30 protein-coding genes are annotated in these 24,064 nt (G+C 62.5%); 19 read left to right on the top strand and 11 right to left on the bottom strand.

Translation table 11 applies throughout. From position 1 onward, the window contains the following. Positions 1-13: 13 nt before the first annotated feature. From AC1D1N_RS00880 to AC1D1N_RS00870, 3 genes are all read left to right on the top strand, one after another. Positions 14-565 (top strand): chloramphenicol phosphotransferase CPT family protein, encoded by a 552-nt coding sequence (locus AC1D1N_RS00880; RefSeq protein ID WP_477346169.1) that lies wholly within the window; start codon positions 14-16, stop codon positions 563-565. 56 nt (positions 566-621) lie between these two features. Beyond that, a complete protein-coding gene (locus AC1D1N_RS00875) occupies positions 622-1,374 on the top strand; it encodes a Stf0 family sulfotransferase (RefSeq protein WP_477346168.1) in 753 nt (250 codons plus the stop codon). A gap of 70 nt (positions 1,375-1,444) precedes the next feature. After that, the gene (locus tag AC1D1N_RS00870; RefSeq protein WP_477346167.1) at positions 1,445-2,185 is read left to right on the top strand and encodes a class I SAM-dependent methyltransferase; all 741 of its coding nucleotides are present in this window, start codon (positions 1,445-1,447) and stop codon (positions 2,183-2,185) included. A 4-nt stretch (positions 2,186-2,189) separates the two neighbouring features. On the opposite strand, the gene AC1D1N_RS00865 is transcribed toward AC1D1N_RS00870, so the two are convergent. After that, positions 2,190-4,532, bottom strand: coding sequence for a response regulator (locus tag AC1D1N_RS00865; RefSeq protein WP_477346166.1), 2,343 nt, complete (start codon positions 4,530-4,532; stop codon positions 2,190-2,192). Positions 4,533-4,660: 128 nt separating this feature from the next. Continuing rightward, a complete protein-coding gene (locus AC1D1N_RS00860; RefSeq protein ID WP_477346165.1) occupies positions 4,661-4,876 on the bottom strand; it encodes a tautomerase family protein in 216 nt (71 codons plus the stop codon). Between the two features lie 111 nt (positions 4,877-4,987). Here AC1D1N_RS00860 and AC1D1N_RS00855 point away from each other — a divergent pair, with 111 nt between their 5' ends. From AC1D1N_RS00855 to AC1D1N_RS00840, 4 genes are all read left to right on the top strand, one after another. After that, a complete protein-coding gene (locus AC1D1N_RS00855) occupies positions 4,988-5,881 on the top strand; it encodes a LysR family transcriptional regulator (RefSeq protein ID WP_477346164.1) in 894 nt (297 codons plus the stop codon). 122 nt (positions 5,882-6,003) lie between these two features. Next, positions 6,004-6,480 (top strand): carboxymuconolactone decarboxylase family protein, encoded by a 477-nt coding sequence (locus AC1D1N_RS00850; RefSeq protein WP_477346163.1) that lies wholly within the window; start codon positions 6,004-6,006, stop codon positions 6,478-6,480. Continuing rightward, positions 6,480-7,337 carry a sigma-70 family RNA polymerase sigma factor gene (locus tag AC1D1N_RS00845; protein ID WP_477346162.1) on the top strand — a complete coding sequence of 286 codons (858 nt, stop codon included), beginning with the start codon at positions 6,480-6,482 and terminating at the stop codon, positions 7,335-7,337. The genes AC1D1N_RS00850 and AC1D1N_RS00845 overlap by 1 nt, the downstream gene beginning before the upstream one ends. Before the next feature lie 136 nt (positions 7,338-7,473). Next, positions 7,474-8,367: an aminoglycoside phosphotransferase family protein gene (locus AC1D1N_RS00840; RefSeq protein WP_112559558.1), complete on the top strand. Its 894-nt coding sequence runs from the start codon at positions 7,474-7,476 to the stop codon at positions 8,365-8,367. 109 nt (positions 8,368-8,476) lie between these two features. Here the strand turns inward: AC1D1N_RS00840 and AC1D1N_RS00835 are convergent, their stop codons facing one another. Next, positions 8,477-9,061, bottom strand: coding sequence for a TetR/AcrR family transcriptional regulator (locus AC1D1N_RS00835; protein ID WP_477346161.1), 585 nt, complete (start codon positions 9,059-9,061; stop codon positions 8,477-8,479). A 103-nt stretch (positions 9,062-9,164) separates the two neighbouring features. Between AC1D1N_RS00835 and AC1D1N_RS00830 the strand changes: the two genes are divergently transcribed. The 3 genes from AC1D1N_RS00830 to AC1D1N_RS00820 all read left to right on the top strand — a co-directional run bounded on the left by AC1D1N_RS00830 (position 9,165) and on the right by AC1D1N_RS00820 (position 12,016). Then, complete coding sequence (locus tag AC1D1N_RS00830; RefSeq protein WP_477347335.1) at positions 9,165-9,980, top strand: oxidoreductase; 816 nt, start codon at positions 9,165-9,167, stop codon at positions 9,978-9,980. Between the two features lie 86 nt (positions 9,981-10,066). Continuing rightward, positions 10,067-10,927: an alpha/beta fold hydrolase gene (locus AC1D1N_RS00825; protein ID WP_477347333.1), complete on the top strand. Its 861-nt coding sequence runs from the start codon at positions 10,067-10,069 to the stop codon at positions 10,925-10,927. 87 nt (positions 10,928-11,014) lie between these two features. Beyond that, a complete protein-coding gene (locus tag AC1D1N_RS00820; protein WP_477346160.1) occupies positions 11,015-12,016 on the top strand; it encodes an NADP-dependent oxidoreductase in 1,002 nt (333 codons plus the stop codon). 98 nt (positions 12,017-12,114) lie between these two features. Here the strand turns inward: AC1D1N_RS00820 and AC1D1N_RS00815 are convergent, their stop codons facing one another. Then, positions 12,115-13,032 carry a polyprenyl synthetase family protein gene (locus AC1D1N_RS00815; protein WP_112559554.1) on the bottom strand — a complete coding sequence of 306 codons (918 nt, stop codon included), beginning with the start codon at positions 13,030-13,032 and terminating at the stop codon, positions 12,115-12,117. 131 nt (positions 13,033-13,163) lie between these two features. Here AC1D1N_RS00815 and AC1D1N_RS00810 point away from each other — a divergent pair, with 131 nt between their 5' ends. From AC1D1N_RS00810 to AC1D1N_RS00795, 4 genes are all read left to right on the top strand, one after another. Beyond that, positions 13,164-13,871, top strand: coding sequence for a biosynthetic peptidoglycan transglycosylase (locus tag AC1D1N_RS00810; RefSeq protein WP_477347331.1), 708 nt, complete (start codon positions 13,164-13,166; stop codon positions 13,869-13,871). A 198-nt stretch (positions 13,872-14,069) separates the two neighbouring features. Further along, positions 14,070-14,252 carry a 50S ribosomal protein L32 gene (gene rpmF, locus AC1D1N_RS00805; protein WP_008834724.1) on the top strand — a complete coding sequence of 61 codons (183 nt, stop codon included), beginning with the start codon at positions 14,070-14,072 and terminating at the stop codon, positions 14,250-14,252. Positions 14,253-14,468: 216 nt separating this feature from the next. After that, positions 14,469-15,416, top strand: coding sequence for an agmatinase (locus AC1D1N_RS00800; RefSeq protein WP_477346159.1), 948 nt, complete (start codon positions 14,469-14,471; stop codon positions 15,414-15,416). A 162-nt stretch (positions 15,417-15,578) separates the two neighbouring features. Further along, complete coding sequence (locus AC1D1N_RS00795) at positions 15,579-15,980, top strand: hypothetical protein (RefSeq protein WP_477346158.1); 402 nt, start codon at positions 15,579-15,581, stop codon at positions 15,978-15,980. Between the two features lie 8 nt (positions 15,981-15,988). Here the strand turns inward: AC1D1N_RS00795 and AC1D1N_RS00790 are convergent, their stop codons facing one another. The 3 genes from AC1D1N_RS00790 to AC1D1N_RS00780 all read right to left on the bottom strand — a co-directional run bounded on the left by AC1D1N_RS00790 (position 15,989) and on the right by AC1D1N_RS00780 (position 17,425). Further along, entirely contained in the window at positions 15,989-16,420 is a 432-nt protein-coding gene (locus AC1D1N_RS00790) for a GlcG/HbpS family heme-binding protein (protein ID WP_112559550.1), read from the bottom strand. A 160-nt stretch (positions 16,421-16,580) separates the two neighbouring features. Further along, positions 16,581-16,778: a hypothetical protein gene (locus AC1D1N_RS00785; RefSeq protein WP_477346157.1), complete on the bottom strand. Its 198-nt coding sequence runs from the start codon at positions 16,776-16,778 to the stop codon at positions 16,581-16,583. Between the two features lie 119 nt (positions 16,779-16,897). Further along, the gene (locus AC1D1N_RS00780; RefSeq protein WP_112559548.1) at positions 16,898-17,425 is read right to left on the bottom strand and encodes a winged helix-turn-helix transcriptional regulator; all 528 of its coding nucleotides are present in this window, start codon (positions 17,423-17,425) and stop codon (positions 16,898-16,900) included. Positions 17,426-17,527: 102 nt separating this feature from the next. On the opposite strand from AC1D1N_RS00780, the gene AC1D1N_RS00775 reads away from it, so the two are divergent. Both AC1D1N_RS00775 and AC1D1N_RS00770 read left to right on the top strand, forming a co-directional pair. Next, on the top strand, positions 17,528-18,361 hold the full coding sequence (locus tag AC1D1N_RS00775) for an alpha/beta fold hydrolase (RefSeq protein ID WP_477346156.1): 834 nt from the start codon (positions 17,528-17,530) through the stop codon (positions 18,359-18,361). A 92-nt stretch (positions 18,362-18,453) separates the two neighbouring features. Next, positions 18,454-19,110 (top strand): glutathione S-transferase family protein, encoded by a 657-nt coding sequence (locus AC1D1N_RS00770; RefSeq protein ID WP_436261707.1) that lies wholly within the window; start codon positions 18,454-18,456, stop codon positions 19,108-19,110. A 15-nt stretch (positions 19,111-19,125) separates the two neighbouring features. Here AC1D1N_RS00770 and AC1D1N_RS00765 read toward each other — a convergent pair whose 3' ends face one another. The 4 genes from AC1D1N_RS00765 to AC1D1N_RS00750 form a co-directional block, all read right to left on the bottom strand. Beyond that, positions 19,126-19,515 (bottom strand): hypothetical protein, encoded by a 390-nt coding sequence (locus AC1D1N_RS00765; protein ID WP_477346155.1) that lies wholly within the window; start codon positions 19,513-19,515, stop codon positions 19,126-19,128. Positions 19,516-19,577: 62 nt separating this feature from the next. Continuing rightward, complete coding sequence (locus AC1D1N_RS00760; protein ID WP_023706277.1) at positions 19,578-19,841, bottom strand: ArsR/SmtB family transcription factor; 264 nt, start codon at positions 19,839-19,841, stop codon at positions 19,578-19,580. 32 nt (positions 19,842-19,873) lie between these two features. Further along, complete coding sequence (locus tag AC1D1N_RS00755; protein WP_477346154.1) at positions 19,874-21,217, bottom strand: MFS transporter; 1,344 nt, start codon at positions 21,215-21,217, stop codon at positions 19,874-19,876. 8 nt (positions 21,218-21,225) lie between these two features. Further along, entirely contained in the window at positions 21,226-21,420 is a 195-nt protein-coding gene (locus AC1D1N_RS00750) for a DUF1192 domain-containing protein (RefSeq protein ID WP_112559543.1), read from the bottom strand. Between the two features lie 163 nt (positions 21,421-21,583). Here AC1D1N_RS00750 and AC1D1N_RS00745 point away from each other — a divergent pair, with 163 nt between their 5' ends. The 3 genes from AC1D1N_RS00745 (at position 21,584) to AC1D1N_RS00735 (ending at position 24,053) form a co-directional block, all read left to right on the top strand. Continuing rightward, a complete protein-coding gene (locus AC1D1N_RS00745; RefSeq protein WP_112559802.1) occupies positions 21,584-22,594 on the top strand; it encodes an NAD(P)H-quinone oxidoreductase in 1,011 nt (336 codons plus the stop codon). Positions 22,595-22,891: 297 nt separating this feature from the next. Further along, the gene (locus AC1D1N_RS00740; protein WP_023670143.1) at positions 22,892-23,032 is read left to right on the top strand and encodes a DUF1127 domain-containing protein; all 141 of its coding nucleotides are present in this window, start codon (positions 22,892-22,894) and stop codon (positions 23,030-23,032) included. 322 nt (positions 23,033-23,354) lie between these two features. Beyond that, positions 23,355-24,053 (top strand): DUF1013 domain-containing protein, encoded by a 699-nt coding sequence (locus AC1D1N_RS00735; protein ID WP_112559542.1) that lies wholly within the window; start codon positions 23,355-23,357, stop codon positions 24,051-24,053. The last annotated feature ends 11 nt before the right edge of the window (positions 24,054-24,064 follow it).

Below are 24,064 nucleotides of genomic sequence, written 5' to 3'. Positions count from 1 at the left end.
CGAGGGTGACGATATGACTGCCAAAATCGTCCTGCTCAATGGTGTCGGCAGCGCCGGCAAGAGTTCGATTGCCAGAGCCCTGCAGACGATCACCGCCACGCCCTTCCTGCATGTCCAGATGGATGCCTTCATCGACATGCTGCCGGAGGCGCTTCAGGATCATGCCGACGGGTTTTCCTTTGAGACCGTGTTGGAAGACGGCAAGCCGTCGGTGGTGATCAGGAGCGGGCCGGTCGGCGCGCGCGCCATGCATGGCATGCGCCACGCCATCGCCGCCATGGCCGGGCAAGGCAACAATCTCATCGTCGACGACGTGATCTTCAATGACGAGATAGCGGAGTATCGCGGGTTGCTGTCGGCTTTCGATTTGCATGTAGTCGGCGTCATGGCGCCGCTGGAGGTGCTGGAAGCGCGCGAGGCCGCGCGTGCCGACAGGCTGCCCGGCCTGGCGCGCTGGCAATATCACCGCGTCCACAAGGGTGTCGACTACGATCTCGAAGTCGACACCAGCCAACTCACGCCGCTCGAATGCGCCCGTCGCATCCAGCAGGAATTTACGCTATAGGCCGGCGCTGAAGTGGCCGGGCTTGCCTTGGCTCTGGTGAACGACAAGGCTAGTGCATGTTAGACGGCTACATAATCTGCGGCACGCCCAGAACCGGAAGCACTTTGCTGTGCGGCCTTCTGGCATCGACGAAGACAGCCGGCGATCCGCACTCGTTCTACCGGCGGCAGGACATAGCGGAATGGGCGGAAGAGTGGGGCCTGCCCAGTCGCGATACAATGAGCGCGCATGAATTCGATGTCGCCTATCTCGAAGCGGCAATCCGGGCCGGAACGGGCGGAACAGGTGTCTTCGGCCTGCGCCTGATGCGGGAAAATCTGGATGAGCTTTCGGCGATCCTCGACGGGATTTTCCCAGACTTGCCGTCGGACAAAGCGCGTTTCGAAAAGGCCTTCGGCCGTGTCCTCTACATCCACCTTTCGCGCGAGAACAAGCTCGCGCAGGCGGTCTCGCTGATCAAGGCTGAGCAGACCGGGCTTTGGCATATCGCGCCTGACGGAACCGAGATCGAAAGGGTCGCGCCGCCGCAGGAACCCCGATACGATTTCGAGCGAATCCAGCATGAGCTCGCCAAACTCGAAGCCTGTGACGTGGCCTGGAACACATGGTTTGCGGAGCAGGGGATAATGCCGCTGCGGATTGGCTATGAGCGGCTTTCAAGCGATCCGGCGGCTACGTTGATGGCCATCTGTGCAGCGCTCGGCGTTCAGGCGCCGAACGCGGAGGATGTGAAGCCTGGCGTCGCAAGGCTCTCGGACGCGACCAGCCTGGATTGGATAAGGCGCTATGGTCTGGACGCGGCCGTCTGAAGCAAATGCCATCGTCGACGGGGATGCGCCTGTCGCACGAAGGTGAAGATTTTCAAGTACAGGCGGCGGTATGACCGATCCCATCTACACCGATCCCGACTTCGTCCAGTTCTATGACATCGAAAATCAGGATCACCGTTCCGATTTTGACTGCTGCATCCGCCTTGCCGAAGATGCGGGCTCGGTCCTCGATCTCGGTTGCGGCACCGGTCAACTGGCCGCCGAAATGGCCAGGGGGCGCAGCGTTACTGGCGTCGATCCGGCGTCGGCCATGCTCGACGTTGCGCGCCACAGGATCGGCGGCGACAAGGTCGACTGGATCGAGGCAGACGCGCGAACGGTGCGGCTCGGGCGACGCTTCGACCTGGTGCTGCTGACCGGTCACGTGTTCCAGGTTTTTCTGACAGAAGACGACCAGCAGGCGGTGCTGCGCACCATCGCCGAACATCTCGCTCCGGGCGGGCGCTTCGTTTTCGACACCCGCAACGCCACCGCGAAGGCGTGGCTTGAATGGACGCCGCAGCGCTCCGAGCGGATGGTAGCGCATCCCGCTCTCGGTACCGTCAAGGCCTGGTATGATGCCGCATACGATGCCGCCACCGGCGTCGTGACCTATTCGACCTTCTATGAAATTCCAGGCGGCAGACCCGTTCTGAGTGCCGCATCGAGAATCGCATTTCCGAAGAAGGAAGATCTCGCCGGGATGCTGGACGAAGCCGGCCTGCTGGTGGAGCAATGGCTCGGCGGCTGGCAGGGCGAACCCTATGTCGACGCCTCGTCGGAAATCATTCCCATCGGCCGGTTACGCTGACGGATCAAGCCGTCTTCGCCGCCACCGTCTCGCTAAGCCATGTGCCGATCTTGCTGCCGAGGCGGTCGGGCGAAACGGGCTTGGGCAGATAGTCGTCCATGCCGGCCTCGATGCATTTGTCGCGGTCACCCTTCAGCGCGTGCGCGGTCACGCCGATGATCGGCGTATGGTTGCCGGTCCCCGCCTCCGCCGCCCGGATGGCGCGGGTCGCCTCATAGCCGTTCATCTCCGGCATGGAGACGTCCATCAGGATCAGCTTCGGCCGCAGCGCCCGGTACATCTCGACGGCGGTGCGGCCATTGCCGGCGATGCGGTAGCTGAGGCCAAGCCCATTGAGGATCTGGCCGAACACCAACTGGTTCACGTCATTGTCCTCGGCAATGAGGATGTCGATCGGGCCGTTCGGCGTGGTCATCGATTCGGGCACTGTGGCCGCAGGCATCACCGGACCGCGAATGACGGTGAAGGCCGGCGGCGCCACAGGTGCCGCCTGCGCAACCACGGGCTCGCGAATGAATTGGGCCTTGCCAATCTGGGCGCGGGCCTTCTGGATGACCGAGATGACGGTGCCGAGCAGGATGGCCGAGCGCGCCGGCTTGGTCAGATGCGCGGCAATGCCGAAATCGATGACCATCTTGCCGAAATCGACCTGGTCGACCGAAGTCAACAGCACCATCGGGATAGCGGAGAGACGGCTGTCGGCGGCGATCGCCTTGGCGACGTCGGCGCCGTTCATGCCGGGCATCTGGTAGTCGAGGATAATGCAGTCGACCGCCGCACCGAGCTGGCTGGCCCGATCGAGGAAGGCGAGGCCGACAGCGCCGCTTTCGGCAGCCGCGCAGTCGAAGCTCCAGCTTCTGAGCTGTTCCAGCAGGATCTCGCGGTTGACCGGGTTGTCGTCGATGACCAGCACGCGGGCGCCGGTGACGTCGACCGGCACGATCTCGTCGCGCGAGTCCTGCTGATGCGCAGGCAGCGGCACGGCGAACCAGAACACCGAGCCGCGGCCGATCTCGCTTTCGACGCCGATCTTGCCGCCCATCAGGTCGACGAGGCGGGCGGCAATGGCAAGGCCGAGGCCCGTGCCTTCATGGCGGCGCGTCGACGAGCCGTCGACCTGGGCGAATTTCTCGAACACGTTCTCCAGCTTCTCGGCCGGAATGCCGATGCCGGTGTCCTCGACGCGGACCTTGAGCTGGACCAGACCGTCGACCACCTCGCCGCCGACATCGATCAACACATGACCTTTTTCGGTGAACTTCACCGCGTTGCCGAGCAGATTGGTGACGATCTGGCGGAAGCGTCCGGCATCGCCGACGACATGGGCCGGCAGGCGCGGGTCGACACGCACGATCAGCTCGAGGTTCTTTTCGGCGACGCGCGCCGACACCAGCGTCGCCACGTCCTCGACCGCTTCGGCAAGCCGGAAGGGCGCCGGATCGAGCGTCAGCTGGCCGGCATTGATCTTAGAGAAATCGAGAATGTCGTTGATGATGGTAAGCAGCGCATTGCCGGATTTGACGATGACATCGGTGAAGGTTTTCTGGCGCGCGGTGAGGTCCGTCTTGGCAAGCAGCTCGGCCATGCCCAGCACGCCGTTCATCGGCGTGCGGATCTCGTGGCTCATATTGGCCAGGAATTCCGATTTGGCGCGGTCGGCCGCTTCGGCCTTGAACAAGGATGCGGCGGATTCGGTGAAAGCGCGGCGGATCGCCTTTTCCATCGGCCGGAAAATCCACAAGGCGGCAATGGCAAGAACCGCAAACAAAAGACCGCTTGCCCACAAAAGCAGCCGGTCGCTGGAGGCGTCGGCAAGATGGCGTTCGCCGTCCATGGCGGTGCGCACCCGCACCAGCATCGGCTGGACGAACAGATCGTTCTGGTTGAGGATTTCGCGCGAACTCCATTCGTCGGTCGTTTGCGCCGCCGACATCAGGTTGAAGTTGCGCACCATATCGCGCGACGACCAGAACAGGTCGCCGTTGACGGAAGCGGAGGAGAGTTCGTTGAGGGTCCTGGCCGACAGGCTCGGCTTGATCGCGGCAAGCTGGGCCGAGAGCGTTTCGATCTCGCCGGTCAGGCGTTGCGAATGGCCTCGCGCGGCGGCGGCAAGGCCGTCACGGGTTTCCGTGCGCCAGGCGGTGCTGGCGGTTTCGGCAAAACTGGAGGCATTGCGCAGATCGCGGGTGAAGACGACGAGATTGCTGCTCAGCGCGTCGACGTCGTGACGAAAGGAATTGACGCGGTTGAGCGCAAACATCACGGCGCCGGAGGCCAGCGCGAAGATCAGCAATCCCGAGATATAGCGGATCCGGATCGAACGGATGAAGAAAGAGTATTCCGGCATGCGCAACCCCAACACATACGCATCATTTTAATGGTCGGGATTACGCTTGATTTACATTAAAATTTCGTTCGCGCCGGATCCGTTGCATTCATATGTGCCAAGCACGGACTGGATGCGATATCCCGAACTCAGGCGTCCCTAGCCCGGTAGGCATCCGGAATGACGAAAACTTCGTCGGCGCGACCGTAGCCTCCGTCAGCGACTTCCTCGATCAGCACCATTGTGTAGGGGCGAACGCCTTCGCCGAAATACTCGACGAACATTTGCGTGGTCCTGTGAACGAGTTCTTCCTTTTGTGCCTTCGTCAGAGCGGCCTGCGGTGTCTTGAAGTTGGCAAACGGCATTTTCAGTTTCCTTCAGGTTGAATGCTGCTGGAGTGGATATAGATTGCCGTTTCAGTCCGGATAATCAGCCTCCTGTTGACAGCAGTATTCGGGTCAAGCGAACAATAGGCTATGGATCGACTCGATAGGATGCGGCTGTTCGTTCGCGTGGTGGAACGGCGCAATTTCACAGCGGCGGCGGCCGATCTCGGCCTGCCGCGTTCGACTGCCACCGAAGCAATCAAACAATTGGAGGATCATCTCGGCACGAGGCTCTTGGACCGGACCACGCGCCACGTCGCCACGACGCTGGACGGACAGGCCTATTACGAGCGCTGCCTCTCGATCCTGGGTGAAGTGGAGGATGCGGAGGCCGGATTCCGCAGCGCCGAACCGCGTGGCCTGTTGCGCATCGACGCGCATCCGCTGCTGACGCAGAAATTCCTGCTGCCGGAGTTGCCTGCATTCCTCGAACGCTATCCCCAGATCGATCTCCATATCGGCCAGGGCGACCGGCTGGTCGACCTGGTGCGCGAAGGTGTCGATTGCGTCATCCGTGCGGGCGAACCACAAGACAGCGCCATGATCATGCGACGGCTGGCAATGATCAGCGAAATCACCTGCGCCAGCCCGACCTATCTGGAGCGTCAGGGGAGGCCGGCGTCGCCTGACGCGCTGGGAGGCCACGAGGCCATCGGTTTCGTCTCCTCGCGCACGGGCGAAGTCCTGCCGCTGGAGTTCACGATCGGCACAAAGGTGCATCGCGTCACGCTGCCGGGCCGGGTGAAGGTCAACAATTCGGACACCGCAGCCGCGTTGGCGCGCCTGGGCTTCGGGCTTCTGCAAGCACCACGCTATCGACTCGAAAAAGATCTGGCGGACGGGACACTGGTCGAGGTGCTGCAGGATTTTCCGCCGACGCCGACGGCATTATCGGCGCTCTATCCGCAGAACCGGCAGCTTGCTCCCCGGCTACGCGCTTTCCTGGAATGGGCGTCCCGCATCTTCGCCGAGGCAAGGCTGTGAAGCTCGGATCGGCTTCATCGCTGCGTCAATCCCAGCTGTTGCGCAAAAAAAATCTGGCCTGATGTCACACCAGCCGATCCTGTCTCGTCATGAGAGCGTACCCAACAACAAGGACTGCAATCATGACCGCCAAAATTGACCTCTTCGCCGCCGCCCCTGCGCTGATCAAGCAATGGCAGCGCGCATCCACCGAACTCTCTGTCGCCGCCGGGCTCGAGCACAGCCTCAACGAGCTGGTCAAGCTTCGGGCGTCGCAGATCAATGGCTGCGCCAACTGCATCAATCTGCATGCGACCGAAGCGCGCGAGAATGGCGAGACCGAGCAGCGAATCTATCTGCTGCCGGCCTGGCGCGAGGCGCCCTGCTACAGCGATCGTGAGCGTGCCGCGCTCGGCTGGACCGATGCGCTCACGCGCCTCTCGGAAGGACAGGACCGCGAACGCGCCTATGCCGACCTGAAGGCGCACTTCACTGACGAGGAGCAGGTGAAGCTCACCGTGTTGATCAATATCATCAATGGCTGGAACCGCATCGCCGTCGGCTTCGGGCTTTACACTGACGCAGCAGCGATACGCTCCAGCGCCAAGGCGGCGGCCTGATGACGGAGGCCGCTCCTGAAGATACGGCAGCGGGCTTCGGCCCGCTGCGGCCGGAGCTGATGCGGGTCGCATACCGCATGCTCGGTTCGGTGACCGACGCCGAGGATGTCGTGCAGGAGGCCTTCATTCGCTGGATGGGAACCGACCGGTCGCAGGTGCGCGAGCCCGAAGCGTTCCTGCGCCGTACGGTGACGCGGCTTTGCCTCGACCAGCTCAAATCCGCGCGACGCCAGCGCGAGACCTATATCGGCCCTTGGCTGCCCGAACCGATCGTGGAAGAGGACGACCTGGAAGACGTCACCTTGCCGCTGATGCTGGTGCTGGAGCGGCTTTCGCCGCTGGAGCGGGCGGCCTTTCTGCTGCACGATGTGTTCGGGCTGGAATTCGAGGAGGTCGCGACCGCTATCGAGCGCGACTCCGCGGCCTGTCGCCAACTTGCCGCGCGTGCCCGCGCCCATGTCCGCCAGGCCCGGCCCCGCTTCAAGGTGGAGAAGCAGCGTGGCCTCGAGATCGCCGAGGCTTTCTTCACGGCATCGCGCAGCGGCGACATGCAGGCGCTCGGCGCGCTGTTGACGGAAGATGTCAGCGCCCATGCCGATGGCGGCGGCAAGCGTCCAGCAGCCATGCAGCCGCTGCTCGGCTTCGATGCCGTCATGAAGCAGTACGAGCAGGTGGCGGTCTGGTTGCGCGAGAACGGCTCGACGCTGGTGCGCGTCGGCTTCATCAATGGATTGCCAGGGTTCATCACGCTGGAAGCCGATGGCGAATTGCAGACGACCGCGCTCGACATCGAGGGTGGAAAGATCGCGGCCATCTATGTCATGCGCAATCCAGACAAGCTCCGGCATCTGCATTAGGTAGTAGACTCACAAGCGCGCAGCCACGGGCAGTCGGCAAACGACCTCATTCCGGCTATTGGTCACCTGCCAACAGGGCAAATAGAGGACATACAGTCACTGCACATGTGGTCAAACCACTTGGGAGCGGCAGCTCATGCATAGCGACCAGATGCGCATCGAAATCGACCTCGCACGAGACCTGATCCGCGATCAGTTCCCTCAGTACGAAGATCAGAAGATCGTGCCGCTCGTAACAGCAGGTACCGTCAACGCAATTTTCCGCATCGGCTCGAAGTACGCCGCACGCTTCCCCTTGCGATTGATGGACCAAACCCAATGCACCATCCTGCTGAGGGCGGAAGCGGCTGCGATGAGCGAACTGAAGGAATATTGCCCGTTTCCAACTCCTCAACCGATTGGGCTAGGCAGGCCGAGCCCAGCCTATCCCATGCCCTGGCTCGTACAGAGTTGGATAGAGGGCGAAACGGCGACGCCCAACGGGCTGAGCGGCTCAACAGCCTTCTCACTCGATCTTGCCCGTCTCGTGACCTCGCTTCGCAGGGGAGACGTGAAGGGGCGACGTTTCGATGGGCGAGGGCGAGGCGGGAACCTCTCAGATCATGATGATTGGATGGAGGTCTGCTTCTCCAATAGTGAAGACCTTCTCGACGTCGCGCGTCTCCGGCACCTATGGGCTGTCCTACGCGAACTGCCTCCTCCAGGTTCCGAGGTAATGAGCCATAAGGACCTCATCCCGGCAAACCTCTTGGTACAAGGGGAAAGTCTGGTCGGAGTTCTTGACGGTGGCAGCTTCGGCCCAGCCGATCCGGCGCTCGATCTCGTCGTTGCATGGCATCTGCTCGACCGTGCCCGTCGGGCAGCCTTTCGCGAAGCTATTCAGGCCGGTGAGTTGGAATGGAGGCGCGGCGCCGCATGGGCTTTCCAGCAGGCGATGGGTCTCGTTTGGTACTATCGGGTGACCAATCCGACCATGAGTGCTCTGGGGCGGAGCACGATCTCGCGTCTGCTTGAGGATCTCGCGGTCTAGTCCGCGAAATTCGGTTTCAGTATGGCCGTATCTGGCCGGTTCGTTCGCGAGCTGACCGACCGCTCCCACCAATCTCAGTTTGTTCGCGTTTATGGGTTCACGGCCTAGTCTAGGATGCCTTCCCACCCTCAGGTGTCTGGATCAGCCTGCGCGCCGCATCTGCTCCTGCCGCAAGGATGCGATCCGACAATTCCGTTCCTGCCACCGCGCGGGCCAGTTGAAGCGCTCCGATGAGGGTCGCAAAGACACCCAGCGCATCGCCTTCCGGGTCCTTGCCCTGCGGCAGCGCGGCAGACACCTGCCGCACCTGGGTCAGGAAGCGCTGGGTATAGACCTCGCGCGTTTCAGGCGGCTGGCGCGCGATCTCCGGCAGCAGCGCGGCGGACGCGCAGCCCTTGTCCGGATTGTCCCGGTGCTCGGCCGACAGATACGCCTGAATGGCCATTTCCGGACCGCCCGACGCCAACAACTCCTGAATTTGCTGCGACTGGGCATCCAGGGCCGCCGCCACGCTTTCGCGGATGAGCTCCGCCTTTGATTGGAAATGCGGATAGAAGGCTCCGTTCGTCAGCCCGGCGTCGCCCATGATGGTTGCCAGTCCCGACGCGGCGATGCCGTCACCCCGAAAACGCTGGGCGGCGACCTCCACGATCCGGCCGCGTGACGCGTCCTTCCGGCCTTTTTCGTAGCGCATGACTACGTTTCCTTTCTGTTATTGCATTATGAACATAATGTGATATTATGAGTGTAATTCAAATGGCGCTAGAAAGCTAGCCCTCACGATTTTGGAGCAGAAAATGAAAACGAATTCCGGAAAAACCGCTGTTGTGACCGGGGCCTCCTCGGGCATCGGCCACGCCACCGCCGAGGCCCTTGCACGGGCAGGATTTACCGTCTTCGGCACGAGCCGCCGCAAGGCCAGCAACGGCGCGGACGGGGTGACGATGCTGGCTTGCGACGTGACCGATGGTGACTCCGTCAGCGCCCTCGTCTCAACTGTGCTCGCGCAGACCGGCCGCATCGACCTCCTGGTCAACAATGCCGGTGTCGGCCTGCTGGGAGGCGCCGAGGAATCCTCGGTTGCACAGGTGCAGGCCCTGTTCGACGTCAATCTGTTCGGCGTCATCCAAATGACCAATGCGGTGTTGCCGTCGATGCGGCGGCGCGGCCAAGGGCGCATCATCAATATGGGTTCGATTCTGGGATTGGTACCCGCGCCATACTCAGCTCATTACTCGGCAGTCAAGCACGCGCTCGAAGGCTATTCGGAATCGCTCGACCACGAGGTGCGCGCCTTCAATATTCGCGTCTCGGTCATCGAACCGGCATTCGTCCGCACCGTCTTCGATCAAAACGGGATCGAGCCGGATTCCGTGTTGAAAGAATACGACTGGGCTCGCGCCGGGGTCGAGGCGCTGCTTCGCGATGTGATGCCCAAAGCCGATCGGCCGGAAGTTGTGGCGGATGTGGTCGTCAAGGCGGCGATCGATGCTCGTCCGCGACGGCGCTATACCGCGGGCAAGGCAGCGCGCCAGGTCAGCATGCTGCGCCGCTTTGCCCCTGCAGAGATATTCGACAAGAGCTTGCGCAAGCAGTTCCGCTTGCCGGTCTGAACCACAGCAAGGCGAAGGAGTTCACGCACATGAGACTGGCAACCACAACGCAATTGGTCAGGCGCCACAGCACCGAGGTGCCAAGCATGACATTCAATCAGTCGCCCCGTTCACGGGTATCGTTCCAGGACGCGCCAACGCGCTCTGTCGATGTCGGCGGCACAGCATTTGTTTACCGGGAACTCGGGCCCAGGACGGGCGTGCCGGTGATCCTGCTCAACCATCTGGCCGCTCAGCTGGACAATTTTGATCCACGCATCGTCGATGGCCTTGCCGCGACCCGGCGAGTGATTGCCTTCGACAATCGCGGCATCGGTGCTTCGGGTGGCAAAACGCCGTCAACCATTTCCGAGATGGCGCGGGATGCCGTTGCCTTTATCCGGGCGTTGGGGTTCGAGGAAGTCGATCTCTTCGGCTTCTCACTCGGCGGCTTCGTGGCGCAGGAGATTGTGCTGACTGAGCCCAAGCTTGTGCGCAAACTCATCCTGGCTGGCACTGGGCCGGCCGGTGGCCAAGGCATCGACAAGGTGACGCCGCTGACGATCGTGGACATGATCAAGGGCGCGCTGACTTTTCGGGATGCGAAATATTATCTTTTCTTCACAACGACGCCGAATGGGCGCCGCGCCGCGAAGGCATTTCTGGAGGGGCTGAAAGAGCGCCGGACCAATCGGGACAAGGCGATATCGCTGCGCGCGTTCGGCGCGCAACTCAAGGCGATCAAGGCCTATGGACTGCAGGCGCCGCAAGACCTGAGCGCCATCCGCATTCCCACTTTGGTTGCGAATGGCGATCAGGACAAGATGGTGCCGAGCAGCAATACGCACGATCTCGCCCGGCGAATCCCGGGGGCACAACTGGTGATCTACACGGATGCCGGGCACGGCGGGGTCTTCCAGAATTACGCCGATTTCGTCCCGAAAGCCCTTTCTTTCCTAGAGGCCTGACGCCTCCCCACAGGGCGGCTTTGCAGCGGAAACGCGTGGCTTGTTTCGCCCAGGAACACCAACAGACACTTTCAGAAAGTCACTGCCATGAAGGCGTTCGTTGTCGATAAATATAACAAGAAGGGCATTCTGCGGCTGGCCGAGATGCCGGAGCCGGAGCTGCTGAACAATGATGTCCTGGTCGAGGTCCATGCCGCAGGGGTGAACCTGCTGGATTCCAAAATCAGAACCGGCGAATTCAAGCTCATCCTGCCCTATCGCCGGCCCTTCATCCTGGGCCACGACGTGGCTGGGAGGGTTGTCAGGGTGGGCTCGAAAGTCCGCAAATTCAAACTCGGCGACGCTGTCTATGCGCGGCCGCGCGACGGTCGGATCGGGACATTTGCCGAATTCATCGCAATCGATGAAGCCGATGTGGCCCTGAAGCCCGCAAACCTCAGCATGGAAGAAGCGGCTTCAATCCCTCTGGTGGGTCTGACCGCCTGGCAAGCTCTCATCGAGAGGGCAGGGCTGAAGAAGGGCCAGAAGATCTTCATCCAGGCTGGCTCCGGCGGCGTGGGAACATTCGCCATCCAACTGGCCAAGCACCTCGGCGCGACCGTTGCGACAACGGCGAGCGCGGCGAGTGCCGACCTGGTCAAGGGTCTCGGCGCCGACGTCGTCGTCGACTACAAGAAAGACGACTTCGAGAGCGTCTTATCGGGCTACGACGTCGTCCTGAACAGCCAGGACGCCAAGACGCTTGAAAAATCCCTGAATGTGCTGAAGCCGGGCGGCAAGCTCATCTCCATTTCCGGTCCGCCGGATCCCGAATTTGCCAGGAAGCAGGGACTGAACGTGGTGCTAAGGCTCCTGCTGCGCCTGCTGAGCCGCGGTATCCGGACCAAAGCCAAGCGCCGAGGCGTGGGATTTTCGTTCCTGTTCATGTGGGCGCAAGGTGATCAGCTGAGCAAAATCACGTCCCTCATCGAAGATGGGGCGATCCGCCCGGTTGTCGACAGGGTCTTTCCCTTTGAAGCAACCAACGAGGCGCTGGCTTACGTCGAAACAGGACGTGCCAAGGGCAAGGTCGTCGTCAAGGTCAGATAGCGAGCCCACTCGCTTCGGGGCAATCAAGTGACCCCGGGCAAAGCAGCGCAAAACGGACAAATTCGAGAACGGTTTCAGCTATCCAATTGGCCAAGACGTCAGTTGTTGCGGATTGCCACGAAGCTTGCTGCTGCCTTCAGCAAGGCTGCCTGTTCGCCGTAAGGCTCAAGCAATTCATGCGCCTGCTTGACCAGGCCATGGAGCTGGCTGCGGGCCCAATTGGTGCCGTGCAGCGCCACCAGCGTCGCCTTGCCGGCGGCGGCGTCCTTGCCGGTCGCCTTGCCCATCTGGCTGGCATCGGCGGTCAGGTCGAGGAGATCGTCGGCAAGCTGGAAGGCAAGCCCGACCGCCGAGCCGAATTCGGCCAGCCGATCACGGTCCTGCGGAGCGGCGCCGGCAATGATGGCGCCGGCTTCGCAGGCGAAGCGGATCAGCGCGCCGGTCTTCATCGCCTGCAGCCGGATGATGCCGGCCTCGTCCGGCCGGCTGCGCTCGGCTTCGAGATCGAGCGTCTGGCCGCCGACCATGCCGCCGGCGCCGGCGGCACGGGCCAGCGCCAGCACAAGGGCTGCCCTGCGCTCCGCCGGCAAGGCCGTCGCCTCATCGGCGAGGATATCGAAGGCAAGCGTCAAAAGCCCGTCGCCGGCCAGGATGGCGGTGGCGTCGTCGAAGGCCTTGTGCACGGTCGGCTGGCCGCGGCGCAGATCGTCATCGTCCATAGCAGGCAGATCGTCATGGATCAGCGAATAGCAATGCACGCATTCGAGTGCCGCCGCCACGCGGAGTGCCGCCTCGCCATCGGCGCCAAAAAGAGCGGCACTTTCCATGACCAGGAAGGGGCGCAGCCGCTTGCCGCCGTTCAGCACGCCATGCCGCATGGCCGCCATCAGGCGCTCCGGCCGGGCGATCTCGCCGGCAAGCGTGCGGCCGTCAAGCAACAGCCTGAGCTCGGTCTCGATCGCCGCCGCCCGCACCAAAAGTGCGGCTTCAAAGGCCATTTGCTCGTCTTTCGTCATGGCCGGGAGCGGTAGCCGACACTCAGACGTTGCGCAAGAAGCCTCGCGCCATTATGCCGGAGGCGGGAGAGTGGCGCGGGTGGGGCGGCTTGACGGAACCGATCGTCGATCATGAAACCGAAGGGCTGGACATGGCGCGACCGAGGCGCGTGAACCGCGCCGGTCTGAAGCGCCTGGCACGGCGCTGCCTGGTCGTCGCCGCCGTGCTGGCGGCGATACCCATTGTGCTCACGTTCCTTTACCTGCCGTCCTTCGTGCATCCGATATCGACCTTGATGGTGAAGGACCTGGCGACGTTTTCCGGCTACGACCGGCGCTGGGTGTCGATCGACGATGTTTCGCCGGTGCTGGCCAATTCCGTGATCATGTCGGAGGATGGGCAGTTCTGCTTCCATCGCGGCATCGACCTTGGCGAGTTGCGCGGCGTCGTCGACGACGCGCTGGCCGGCGAGGCAACGCGCGGCGCCTCGACCATCACCATGCAGACGGTGAAGAACCTTTTCCTGTGGTCGCGGCCGCTAGGCTCGGTGCGCAAGGTGGTCGAACTGCCGCTGGCCGTTTATTTCGACGCGGTGATGTCGAAACGGCGGATCATGGAGATCTACCTCAACATCGCCGAGTGGGGACCGGGCATTTACGGCATCGAGGCGGCGGCGCAGCATCATTTCGGCGTTTCGGCAAAACGGCTGTCGCGGCGGCAGGCCGCCCTGCTCGCGGTCTCGCTGCCCAATCCGATCGCCCGCAATCCGGCCAAGCCCGGTCCGGGTCTGCGGCGGCTGGCGTCGCTGATCGAACGCCGCGCCGGTCGTTCCGGGGCCTATGTCGGGTGTTTGGACTAAGCTGCGCCGATATTCAGACGAGGCCGGCTTGACCTCAAATGCCGGCACACCTTGTGGTGCCGGCAAAAAAATTCGCCGCAGTGCTGGCCAAAACGGCGCAGGGCGTGTATAGGCACCCGACTTTCTCAGATTATGGCCCTGACGCGGCCCTTTAACGAGGGCTATCGGGGCATTTTGACCATGTAGTGGAGCATATCCATGGCCGTTCCGAAACGAAAAACCTCTCCGTCCAAGCGCGGCATGCGCCGCTCGGCCGACGCTCTCAAGGCCCCGACCTATGTCGAGGACAAGAATTCCGGCGAAATGCGCCGCCCGCACCACATCGACCTGAAGACCGGCATGTATCGCGGCCGCCAGGTTTTGACGCCCAAGGAAAGCTGAGACCAGCTTTTCGAAGGTTGAATACCAAAAGACCGGCCATTGGCCGGTCTTTTTGCGTTTGATGGCCGCCTGGCTGCTTCGCGCCGTTCTCTATGCCAAAGGCCGAACCGTCGCTGGCGATACACGCAGCCGTCGCGGTGCTGTATTGCGTTGCGTCGCCGCGATTGCGGCTGAAGCACGTGCCTGCACCGTTGGTGGGGCGACAGAGGAAACCGCATGACCAAGCTCACCACAGCGCCGCGCGATGTGTTTCAGACCTTCATGAATTTCCCGCTGGTCGAGGATCTCGATGCGCTGAAGGCCGATGTCGCCATCATCGGCATGCCTTACGGCAGTCCCTACACGATCGACGAGCTGATCAACGACCAGACCAACGCGCCGACCGCGGTTCGGCGCGCCTCGCAGCGCATCAGTCTCGGGCTCGACCGTTATGATTTCGACATTGGCGGGACCCTGTTCGACGGACAGGACGTCAAGGTGGTCGATGTCGGCGATGTCCCCGGCGATGCGGCCGGCGGCCACTACGGGCGGGCCGAAGCGGCGATCCGCAAGATCCGCGCCGCCGGCGCCTTGCCGATCACCATCGGCGGCGATCACGGTATTCCGATCCCGATCTTCCGTGCTCTCGACGGCGAAGGGCCGATCACCCTGGTGCAGATAGACGCCCATCTCGATTGGCGCGACAACGTCAACGGGGTCAGGGAAGGCTATTCCAGCCCCATCCGCCGCGCTTCGGAGATGGCGCATATCGCCGAGATTTTCCAGCTCGGCATCCGCGGACAGGGCAGCGCCAGACTTGAGGAGGTCGAGGCGGCCCGCGCCTACGGCTCCAACATCATCACCGCCGATGAATGGCAGGATATCGGAACGACGGCGCTGCTCAAGCGCATCCCGGATGGCGGCCGCTACTACCTGACCATCGACGCCGACGGTCTCGATCCCGCGGTGATGCCGGCAGTCGAAGGGCCGGCGCCTGGCGGCATCAGCTACCGGCAGACGATCGAGTTGATCAAAGGGCTGTTCGCCAAGGGGCGCGTCGTCGGCATGGACATCGTCGAGATCGCGCCGGCGCGCGACGTCAACGAGATCACATCGATGACCGCCGGCACTATCGTCCTCAACGCCATCGGCGCTGCCGTGCGCACCGGGCAGTTCAGGCGCTGAGCCGGGTGACACGGTTGTTGCACCCGGTCTTCGACCGTGTTCACGGCTGTTAGCGAAAAATCTTGACGGCGTGCTTGCGGGGCATTCTACAGAAGGTGCCCCCATTGTTTACGCAATTCCGGACCGCTCACACTTTCCTGGAATTGCTAGAGGAGACGCCTGATGTTCGGTGCCATCCCGCTGCTGATCGTGCCCTTCGTGGCCTACAATCTCGGACTCCTCGGAATATTCGGCAGTGGCGACGATCCGTGGGCCACCGAAATCTTCTCATTCCGCATGATGTCTGGCGGGGTGTTTTCGATGACGCTCGGCAACCTGATGGTGGTGATCGGGCTGATCTTCCTGTTCCTCGAAATGGTGAAATCGGTGCGCACCACGAACGCCTCGATCATGGACCATCTGTTGTCGACGCTGGTCTTCGTGGCGTTCCTGGTCGAGTTCCTGCTGGTGAAGGGCGCGGCGCACTCCGTCTTCTTCACGCTGATGGTGATCGCCCTGTTCGACGTGCTGGCCGGTTTCTCGGTCTCGATGCGGTCTGCGAGCCGGGATATCAACCTGAACTAGCCGAAGCCTCAGCCCGGGTCGGCGGTGAAGCCGGCGGCCTCGATGCCGGCAATGGCGGCGGCTTCGTCATTGTCCGACGTATCGCCCGAAATGCCGACGGCGCCGATGACGGCGCCTGTATGATCGCGGATCAAAACACCGCCGACGACCGGCAGGACGCGCCCGCCCGAGACGTCGGAAATGCCGGCGACGAGATGCGGCCGCTCCTTGGCGAAGGCCTCGACGCGGCGCGAGCCCATGCCGATGGCTAGCGCGCCATAGGCCTTGCCGGCCGACATTTGCGGGCGCAGGAACGAGGCGCCGTCCTGGCGCTGGAAGGCGACGAGATGAGCGCCGGCATCGAGCACGGAGACGCCGAGCGGCTTCAGCTTCAGCTCGGCGCCCTTGGCGAAAGCGGCGTCGATGATGTGCTTGGCCTTTTCGAGGGTCAGTGCGGTCATGGGTGTCTCCTGTTCAAAACGCGTCAATCATCGGCCTGACACGCGAGATGCGAAATCCCGGTTGCGGTTGAAATTGCTTCGCGTGGGAAAGCGGAATGGCAGGCGGGGGCGTGGCCGATATGCTCAGCCGCTTCCAGTCTGCCATCGACCATGGGAATCGTCAGGCGATTTTTTTCTTGGTCCGCGCCGGCTTCTTGACCGGGGCGGCAGGTGCGTTGGCGAGATCTTCGGCTTCCTTGGCAAGGCGCAATGCCCGGAGCTTGTTGGTCTTGGCCTGGCGAGCGTCGGCCTCGGCGACATACTCCGCCATCGCCTTTTGCCGCACCGTGGCTGCATCTTCCTGCTTCTTGAAACGCATATCTGCCCGGGCGCGGGCAGTATCCTTAGAGTTCTCAACCAAGAGCGTTATCCACCCATAAATTATGTTTTTCAGCCCCTTGATAGCAGAGCCGCCCCATAAATGGGAAAATAAGTTGGTCAGGAGGCGGCGGCCTGGCCGGCGCTCGACGCCTTGCGAGCGACCACCGCCTCGTATCCGGCCTGCAATGTGGCGCGGACGGAAGGCCGCCCCGCCGCTGCAACGGGCGTCCCCAGATGGTCGTGGCGCAACTCGTCCATGAACTGCTCCCACATTGGCGGACCGCCTTTTTCCAGGAGCTCGGCGCGGATCGAAAGTTCTTCGCTGACCGGCAGCCAGACGCGGCCCCAGGCGCCGAGATGGGCCATGATCGGCACCAACGTGATGGCCATTTCGGTCAGGCTGTAGATCGCCTTCTGCTTGTGCGAGGGGTCGTCGGCCTTGGTCAGCATGCCGAGTTCCATCAGCCGCTTCAGCCGGTCGGCCAGGATGTTGGAAGCGATGCCCTCGATCGAGCCGTTGAGCAGCTCGCGAAAGTGGCGTTTGCCGCCAAAAATCATGTCGCGCAGGATGATCAGGCTCCAGCGGTCGCCGAATACTTCCAGCGACAGATTGATCGGGCATCCCGAGCGGTGTTCGGTTTTCATCCGATTCTCCCCAAAAAACTGGTTGCATTATCGTATCGGTTTTATTATCGTGCAACCGATTGCAAAATGCAATCAGTTTGAAGCTTAAGCGAGGAGATTCCCATGACAAAGGCCGCAGCACCCGAAATCGTCTCCCAGGCGTTTGGCGACCCCCGGGATCCAGCCATGCTGCTGATCATGGGCGCCATGGCCTCGATGCTGTGGTGGCCGGAGGCGCTTTGCAAAAAACTTGCCGGCGAAGGCCGTTTCGTGATCCGCTACGACAACCGCGACACCGGCCTGTCGACCAAATATGCGCCGGGTGAACCGCCCTACACGTTCGACGACATGGCGGACGATGCCGTGCGCGTCCTCGACAGCCACGGCATCGGGAAGGCGCATGTGGTGGGGATGTCGATGGGCGGCATGATCGCGCAACGACTGGCGTTGAAACATCCCTCGCGTGTCATCACACTGACGGTGATCAGCAGTTCGCCGGTGGGCATCGACACATCGCATCTGCCGGGGACGACCGAGGCCTATATGGAGCACTCGGCCGACGGCGCCAAGGTCGACTGGTCGGACCGCGAGCAGGTGGTCGGCTTCGTCGTCAAGGACGCCCACGCCATCGCAAGCACCGCGCATCCGTTCGACGAGAAGGCGATGCGGGCATTCATCGAACAGGACTATGACCGATCCGGCGGTTTTTTGAGCGCGACCAACCATTTCATGCTGAAAGGCGGCGAGGATCTGACAGGGCGCCTGCACGAGATCAAGGCTCCGCTGCTCGTCATCCACGGGACGTCAGATCCGATCTTTCCAGTTGAGCATGGCGCGGCCCTTGCCGATGCCATCGCCGGCGCACGGCTTGTCCGCATCGAAGGCGGTGGCCACGAACTGCATCCCCAGGATTGGGACACGATTGCAGCAGCTATCATTGCCCATACCGAGCCCTGACAGAGGCTTGACAGGCTCCTCTGCGGAAAAGCCAGGTGACATTTCGGTGTCGTCAGGCAGTGTCAACGAATTCGAAAACAAGCGAGCAAAGCATGTCTCTGACGTTCCATTTTCATCCGCTGGCTTCGTTCTGCTGGAAGCCGCTGATCGCGTTCTATGAGAACGAGATCCCTTTCACGCCGGTCATCGTCGATCTCGGCGATGAGCAGTCGCGCGCGGCGTTCCTGAAAGTGTCTCCGACCGGCAAGATGCCGGCGCTGCGTGATGAAGCGCGCAAGCGCACGGTGCTGGAATCGACCATCGTCATCGAATATCTCGCCGCGCACTATCCAGGCCCGGTCGAACTCATCCCCGCAGACATCGATCTGGCGCTGGCCGTCCGCCAGGCCGACCGTTTCTATGATTTCTACGTCCAGGCGCCGATGCAAAAGATCGTCGGCGACAGGCTGCGGCCGCAGGACAACACCGATCCGTTCGGGGTCGAGGAGGCGCGCGCGCAACTGCGCAACGCCTACGCGATCGTCGAGGAGGAGATGCGCTCGAAAATCTGGGCGGCCGGCCACACCTTCACCATGGCCGACTGTGCGGCCTCGCCGGCGCTGTTCTACGCCAACAAGGTCGAGCCGTTCGGCGACAAATATCCGGCCGTGAAACGCTACCACGACCGCCTCCTCAAGAGGCCCTCTTTCGCCAGGGTGGTCGAGGAGGCGCAGCCCTATTTCAAGTTCTTTCCCTACAATAACGGCTGATCTGAACGATCTCGCCTATGGCGCGATCAGCTTCTCGCGCCCTTCCGGCTCCACCATCTTGAGCCGGGTTTCGGGTCCGTCGGCTTCGAGGATGACATAGCTGACATCGTCGCCGCCAACGAAGCTCAGCCCGGCGCTGGCGGTCGAGGCAGCGATCTTGACCGAGGGCTGGCCGTTTTCGGGGATCAGCCGGAACAGCACGGTCTCAGCCTCGCCTGCCGTCGCCGGCAGGATCGAAATGCTGGAGCGCAGCCGGCCTTCGCTGTCGACGATCTCAAGCCCGCTGCCGCGCAAGATGCCGGTGCCGTCCTGCGCTTTGGCCGGGAGAACCTGCATCAAGGCGGTGGCGACGACCAAAACCAGATTAACCGCAGTCACGGCACCAAGAAGCGTTTCGCGTCGCATCGGTGGTCCTCCTGTCGTAAGGCAAGGCAAGGACCGGCTGTATTTTCCGCGTCGCGCCCGGCCTATGCTTCCCAGAACTGGTCTAGCCAAATATTGAGCTTGAGGAAGCCGGCACTGCTGACCGTATAGACCCGCCTCGTGCCTTCGGCCTTGGCCTGAACCAGACCGGCGTCCAGCAAAACTTTCAAATGCTGGGACACGGCCGGGCGAGAGACTGGCAGGCCCGAAGCCAGTTCGTTGACGGTTTTCGGGCCGCGCCGGAGCTCTTCCAGGAGATAGCGCCGGTTGGGATCGGCAATCGCCATGAAGGCGTCAGAAAAGATCATGCCTATACTTGTGGGGCAAAGTTTTTCAAATCTCAACCGTCAGCTTCCGCTTTTCTGAGCCGCAATGCTTCAGGGGTGACCGAGCGGTCGGCCGGCTGGGTCTTGAAGGCATCGCGGTCTTCGATCGGCACCGGCGCGCGGCGGCTGATGCGCAGCAGCGTGTAGGCGGCGAGGCTGAGATGCGCCAGAGCGGTGGCCAGGAACAGGCCTTCGGGGCGGAACCAGCCCATCAGGGCGGCGGCAAGCAAGGGCCCAATCATGGTGCCGAACCCGTACAAAAGCAGCAGGCCGCCCGAGACCTTGACGAAATCCTCGGCGCGCGCGTGGTCGTTGGCATGCGCCACCGCGATCGAATAGAGCGTGTAGGCAAAGGCGCCATAGGCGGCGGTGAGCACAATGACGAGAACCGAGGAGTGCGGTTCGAACAGGAAGATCAGGATGGCGAACAGTGCGGCGCCGAAAGCGGCGCCTGCCAGCACGAAACGACGGTCGGTCTTGTCGGAGAGGCGCCCGGCCGGAAGCTGCATGGCGGCACCGGCAACAACCACAAGGCTCATCATCAACGCGATCTCGGCCGTGGAAATGCCGATACGGGCGCCATAGACGGCGCCCAGCGTGCCCCAGGCGCCGTTGGCGATGCCGACCAACAGGCAGGCGACCGCCGACACCGGTGAGTTGGCATAAAGCCCTTTGACGTCGAGCTTGACGTCCTGCAACGGCTTGGGAGACGAGGCCGATGACACCGCAGTCGGGATCAGCGACAGGCAGAACAATATGCCGGTGATCATGAACAGCGATGCCGATTTGACGTCGCCGCCGGCAACGATCATCTGGCCGCCCATGATCGAGGCATAGGTGACCATCATGTAGAGGCCGAAGACGGTGCCGCGGTTCTCATTGGTGGCCTTTTCGTTCAGCCAGCTTTCGATGACCATGAAGGCGCCGGCCATGGTGAAGCCGGTGAAGGCGCGCAGCAGGATCCAGACATATTCGTCGATGATCAGGCCGGTGAGTAGGGCGACGATGGCGCCCGACGCGGCAAAGGCGCCGAACGCCCTGACATGCCCGGCGCGGCGCACCAGCCGCGGTGCGAAGAAGCAGCCGGTGACGAAGCCGCCGGCCCAGGCGGTGCCCATCAGGCCGAGCGATGCGGTGGAAAACCCTTCGATCTGGCCGCGCAACGGCAGCAGCAGGCCGTGCAATCCCGAAGCCGCGAGCAGGAAAGCAGTGCCGCGAAGCAGCGAGAGGATCGGTCTGTAACTTGCAAACATTGTTTGATCCGGCTGGAGGGGCGTGTCATTTCTGAAGACGGGAGCAGCTCTGAAGACAGGCGCATTCGGGCTTTTCGGCGGCGGATGCTCCGACGTCGAAACCAACGCGAAAACTAGCCGCGGCGAAACAGGGCTTCGGCCGCCGATTTGGTGCTGCCCTTGGTCTGCAATTCGGCTTCCAGCCGGGCGATCTCGTCGCGCAGGATGCCGATCCGCTCGGTCAGGTCACCGACCGAAAGCAGCGACAGATCCTGTCCGATCTCATGCGGCCTGGATTTCTTTTTGGGTTCGTCGTCGAAGATCGCCATCGTCGCTCCTCCCTGATTCAGCATTTGGCCGATCCAGCATCGGCCTGATTCAGCATTTGCCTGATCCGGCAATCAGCATACATAGGGCAGGGGTGCTGATGCAAACAGTCGGCAAGAAACTGGCAGCCGGCGACAGACCGGCAGGATCGGGATGGAAAATTTCATGGCGAGCGGACATAAAATTCCGACCAGGATGACGGCCATTGCAATTTCGCAACCGGGCGGACCGCGGGTGCTGAAACCGGAAACGCGCGACGTGCCGGTGCCCGGCCCCGGCGAAATCCTGATCCGGGTGCGTGCGGCCGGCGTCAACCGGCCCGACGTGCAGCAGCGCAAGGGCGCCTATCCGCCACCGCCCGGCGCCTCGGACCTGCCCGGCCTCGAGGCATCGGGCGAAGTGGCAGCCCTTGGCGACGAGATTTCGCGCTGGCGCCTCGGCGACCGGGTCTGCGCGCTGACGCCTGGCGGTGGTTATGCCGAATATGTCAAGGTTCATGCCGGCAGCGTGCTGCCGCTGCCTGCCGGCTTCACCCATACAGAAGCGGCCGCCGTGCCGGAAAACTATTTCACCGTCTGGCACAATGTGTTCGAGCGCGGCGGCCTGAAGAAAGGCGAGACATTGCTCGTGCATGGCGGCTCGTCCGGCATAGGTACCACGGCGATCCAGTTGGCGTCGGCCTTCGGCGCCTATGTCGTCACCACCGCCGGCAGCAAGGAGAAGTGCGACGCCTGCCTGAAGCTCGGCGCCGACCGGGCGATCAACTACCGCGAGGAGGATTTTGTCACCGCTGTCAAGGATGCCACCGGCGGCAAGGGCGCCGACGTCATTCTCGACATGGTCGGCGGCGACTATGTCGCGCGCAACTATGAGGCGGCGGCGGTCGAGGGCCGGATTGTCCAGATCGCCGTCCAGGCCGGCGCGGTGGCGAGCGCCGATTTTTCAAAAATCATGGTCAAGCGGCTGACCCATACCGGCTCGACGCTGCGGCCCCGCACGGTCGAGTTCAAGGCAGCGATCGCTGCAGCGCTCGAAGCGCAGGTGTGGCCGCTGCTCGGCACACGCAAAGTGTCGCCGGTCATGGACATGATCTTCCCGCTGGCCGACGCCTGGCGCGCGCATGAGCGCATGGAAGAGGGCGAGCATATAGGCAAGATCGTTCTCGACGTCGGCTAGGGCATATCGATGTTCAGGTGAGGCCGGTCTGCAAATGATGGCGTCCTGCGCTTCCGGTGCTCACGTACAAAAAGTACGCTCCGCTCCGGTTCTCGGACGCCACCATTTTCGACTCGGCCTGACCTGAATCTCGACACGCCCTGGGCGTTTATCCGCTGCTAGCAAGATGAACAGAACCTTAATGGTGCAATGCAGCATTTGCATTGCGGCTATGCAAAGACGTCTGTTCAATTCGTGTGCAGCACTGCCTATCTAAGCGTCATCGAAACAATTTGATCCAACAACTGGAGGAATACCATGAACCCGATCCGCGCCTTCCGTAACTGGCGTATGTACAACGAAACCGTGCGCGAGCTGAACAAGCTCAACGCCCGTCAGCTCAGCGACCTCGGCATCAGCCGCGGCGACATCGAGCGGATTGCCCGCAAGGCCATCTAATTCGGAGCATGGCCGGTCGTAAGGCCTGGCCATGTGCTGGAAGCAAGAGCCGCAGCAGACGTTTACCGTCGCCGGTTCCGAGCCCGCTGGACCCTGTCCGGCGGGTTTTGTCGTTTTGGACCCTCTTTTTATGACTCGGCATCAACGATCGCCGAGGCCGAGGCTTTTCCGACCTCCACGCAGTCTGCGTCCGGCGGGCACCCTGCGCCAAAAACATTGCGAAACGGCGGCGGAGCGGTTATACAGGCCGCGAATTTCCCATTTTGGTGGCTCTAAACCACCGCCCGCGCGGGAACGCGGGCGAACGAGAAGGATTTTGGAAATGGCCAATACGCTGCTGATGCCCAAGGCGACCGCCGTCTGGCTGGTCGACAACACCGCGCTCTCCTTCGAGCAGATCGCGCAGTTTTGCGGACTGCATCCGCTCGAGGTCAAGGCGATCGCCGACGGCGAATCGGCGCAAGGCATCAAGGGCATGGACCCGATCATGACGGGACAGCTGACCCGCGACGAGATCGCGCGCGCCGAGAAGGATCCGAACCAGCGCCTGAAACTGTCCGACCCCAAGGTGCGGGTGCCGGAATCCAAGCGCAAAGGTCCGCGCTACACGCCGCTGTCGAAGCGCCAGGACCGACCCAATGCCATCCTGTGGCTGGTGCGCAACCACCCGGAATTGAAGGACGCGCAGATTTCCCGCCTGGTCGGTACGACCAAGTCGACAATCGAACAGATCCGCGAGCGCAAGCACTGGAACTCGGCCAATCTGCAGCCGATGGATCCGGTGACGCTGGGTCTCGCCTCGCAGATCGACCTCGACATGGAAGTCAACCGCGCCTCGCGCGGCCGCGAACAGGCGCAGCCGGTCGGTGACACGCTGCTGCCGGCGGCCCTGACCGAGCGGCTGGTGCCGGCGCCGGAGAAGCCGAAGGATGAGGATGCCGAGCTCGACGCCAATGCCGTGTTCGCCAAGCTCTCGGCGCTCAAGTCCAAGAACCCAGATTCGGATGCAGACGACGAGTGAGGAGAGGTCGG

The organism is Mesorhizobium sp. P2_B5, from assembly GCF_056404775.1.
Note: the sequence above shows the minus strand (reverse complement) of the source record. Positions and strands in the feature narration are given on the sequence as shown.

What these genes read in the sequence shown, in the direction of transcription:
- AC1D1N_RS00880 (WP_477346169.1), top strand. Translation starts at nt 14, where the DNA reads ATGACTGCCAAAATCGTCCTGCTCAATGGTGTCGGCAGCGCCGGCAAG.
- AC1D1N_RS00875 (WP_477346168.1), top strand. Translation starts at nt 622, where the DNA reads ATGTTAGACGGCTACATAATCTGCGGCACGCCCAGAACCGGAAGCACT.
- AC1D1N_RS00870 (WP_477346167.1), top strand. Translation starts at nt 1,445, where the DNA reads ATGACCGATCCCATCTACACCGATCCCGACTTCGTCCAGTTCTATGAC.
- AC1D1N_RS00865 (WP_477346166.1), bottom strand. Translation starts at nt 4,532, where the DNA reads ATGCCGGAATACTCTTTCTTCATCCGTTCGATCCGGATCCGCTATATC.
- AC1D1N_RS00860 (WP_477346165.1), bottom strand. Translation starts at nt 4,876, where the DNA reads ATGCCGTTTGCCAACTTCAAGACACCGCAGGCCGCTCTGACGAAGGCA.
- AC1D1N_RS00855 (WP_477346164.1), top strand. Translation starts at nt 4,988, where the DNA reads ATGGATCGACTCGATAGGATGCGGCTGTTCGTTCGCGTGGTGGAACGG.
- AC1D1N_RS00850 (WP_477346163.1), top strand. Translation starts at nt 6,004, where the DNA reads ATGACCGCCAAAATTGACCTCTTCGCCGCCGCCCCTGCGCTGATCAAG.
- AC1D1N_RS00845 (WP_477346162.1), top strand. Translation starts at nt 6,480, where the DNA reads ATGACGGAGGCCGCTCCTGAAGATACGGCAGCGGGCTTCGGCCCGCTG.
- AC1D1N_RS00840 (WP_112559558.1), top strand. Translation starts at nt 7,474, where the DNA reads ATGCATAGCGACCAGATGCGCATCGAAATCGACCTCGCACGAGACCTG.
- AC1D1N_RS00835 (WP_477346161.1), bottom strand. Translation starts at nt 9,061, where the DNA reads ATGCGCTACGAAAAAGGCCGGAAGGACGCGTCACGCGGCCGGATCGTG.
- AC1D1N_RS00830 (WP_477347335.1), top strand. Translation starts at nt 9,165, where the DNA reads ATGAAAACGAATTCCGGAAAAACCGCTGTTGTGACCGGGGCCTCCTCG.
- AC1D1N_RS00825 (WP_477347333.1), top strand. Translation starts at nt 10,067, where the DNA reads ATGACATTCAATCAGTCGCCCCGTTCACGGGTATCGTTCCAGGACGCG.
- AC1D1N_RS00820 (WP_477346160.1), top strand. Translation starts at nt 11,015, where the DNA reads ATGAAGGCGTTCGTTGTCGATAAATATAACAAGAAGGGCATTCTGCGG.
- AC1D1N_RS00815 (WP_112559554.1), bottom strand. Translation starts at nt 13,032, where the DNA reads ATGACGAAAGACGAGCAAATGGCCTTTGAAGCCGCACTTTTGGTGCGG.
- AC1D1N_RS00810 (WP_477347331.1), top strand. Translation starts at nt 13,164, where the DNA reads ATGGCGCGACCGAGGCGCGTGAACCGCGCCGGTCTGAAGCGCCTGGCA.
- rpmF (WP_008834724.1), top strand. Translation starts at nt 14,070, where the DNA reads ATGGCCGTTCCGAAACGAAAAACCTCTCCGTCCAAGCGCGGCATGCGC.
- AC1D1N_RS00800 (WP_477346159.1), top strand. Translation starts at nt 14,469, where the DNA reads ATGACCAAGCTCACCACAGCGCCGCGCGATGTGTTTCAGACCTTCATG.
- AC1D1N_RS00795 (WP_477346158.1), top strand. Translation starts at nt 15,579, where the DNA reads ATGTTCGGTGCCATCCCGCTGCTGATCGTGCCCTTCGTGGCCTACAAT.
- AC1D1N_RS00790 (WP_112559550.1), bottom strand. Translation starts at nt 16,420, where the DNA reads ATGACCGCACTGACCCTCGAAAAGGCCAAGCACATCATCGACGCCGCT.
- AC1D1N_RS00785 (WP_477346157.1), bottom strand. Translation starts at nt 16,778, where the DNA reads ATGCGTTTCAAGAAGCAGGAAGATGCAGCCACGGTGCGGCAAAAGGCG.
- AC1D1N_RS00780 (WP_112559548.1), bottom strand. Translation starts at nt 17,425, where the DNA reads ATGAAAACCGAACACCGCTCGGGATGCCCGATCAATCTGTCGCTGGAA.
- AC1D1N_RS00775 (WP_477346156.1), top strand. Translation starts at nt 17,528, where the DNA reads ATGACAAAGGCCGCAGCACCCGAAATCGTCTCCCAGGCGTTTGGCGAC.
- AC1D1N_RS00770 (WP_436261707.1), top strand. Translation starts at nt 18,454, where the DNA reads ATGTCTCTGACGTTCCATTTTCATCCGCTGGCTTCGTTCTGCTGGAAG.
- AC1D1N_RS00765 (WP_477346155.1), bottom strand. Translation starts at nt 19,515, where the DNA reads ATGCGACGCGAAACGCTTCTTGGTGCCGTGACTGCGGTTAATCTGGTT.
- AC1D1N_RS00760 (WP_023706277.1), bottom strand. Translation starts at nt 19,841, where the DNA reads ATGATCTTTTCTGACGCCTTCATGGCGATTGCCGATCCCAACCGGCGC.
- AC1D1N_RS00750 (WP_112559543.1), bottom strand. Translation starts at nt 21,420, where the DNA reads ATGGCGATCTTCGACGACGAACCCAAAAAGAAATCCAGGCCGCATGAG.
- AC1D1N_RS00745 (WP_112559802.1), top strand. Translation starts at nt 21,584, where the DNA reads ATGGCGAGCGGACATAAAATTCCGACCAGGATGACGGCCATTGCAATT.
- AC1D1N_RS00740 (WP_023670143.1), top strand. Translation starts at nt 22,892, where the DNA reads ATGAACCCGATCCGCGCCTTCCGTAACTGGCGTATGTACAACGAAACC.
- AC1D1N_RS00735 (WP_112559542.1), top strand. Translation starts at nt 23,355, where the DNA reads ATGGCCAATACGCTGCTGATGCCCAAGGCGACCGCCGTCTGGCTGGTC.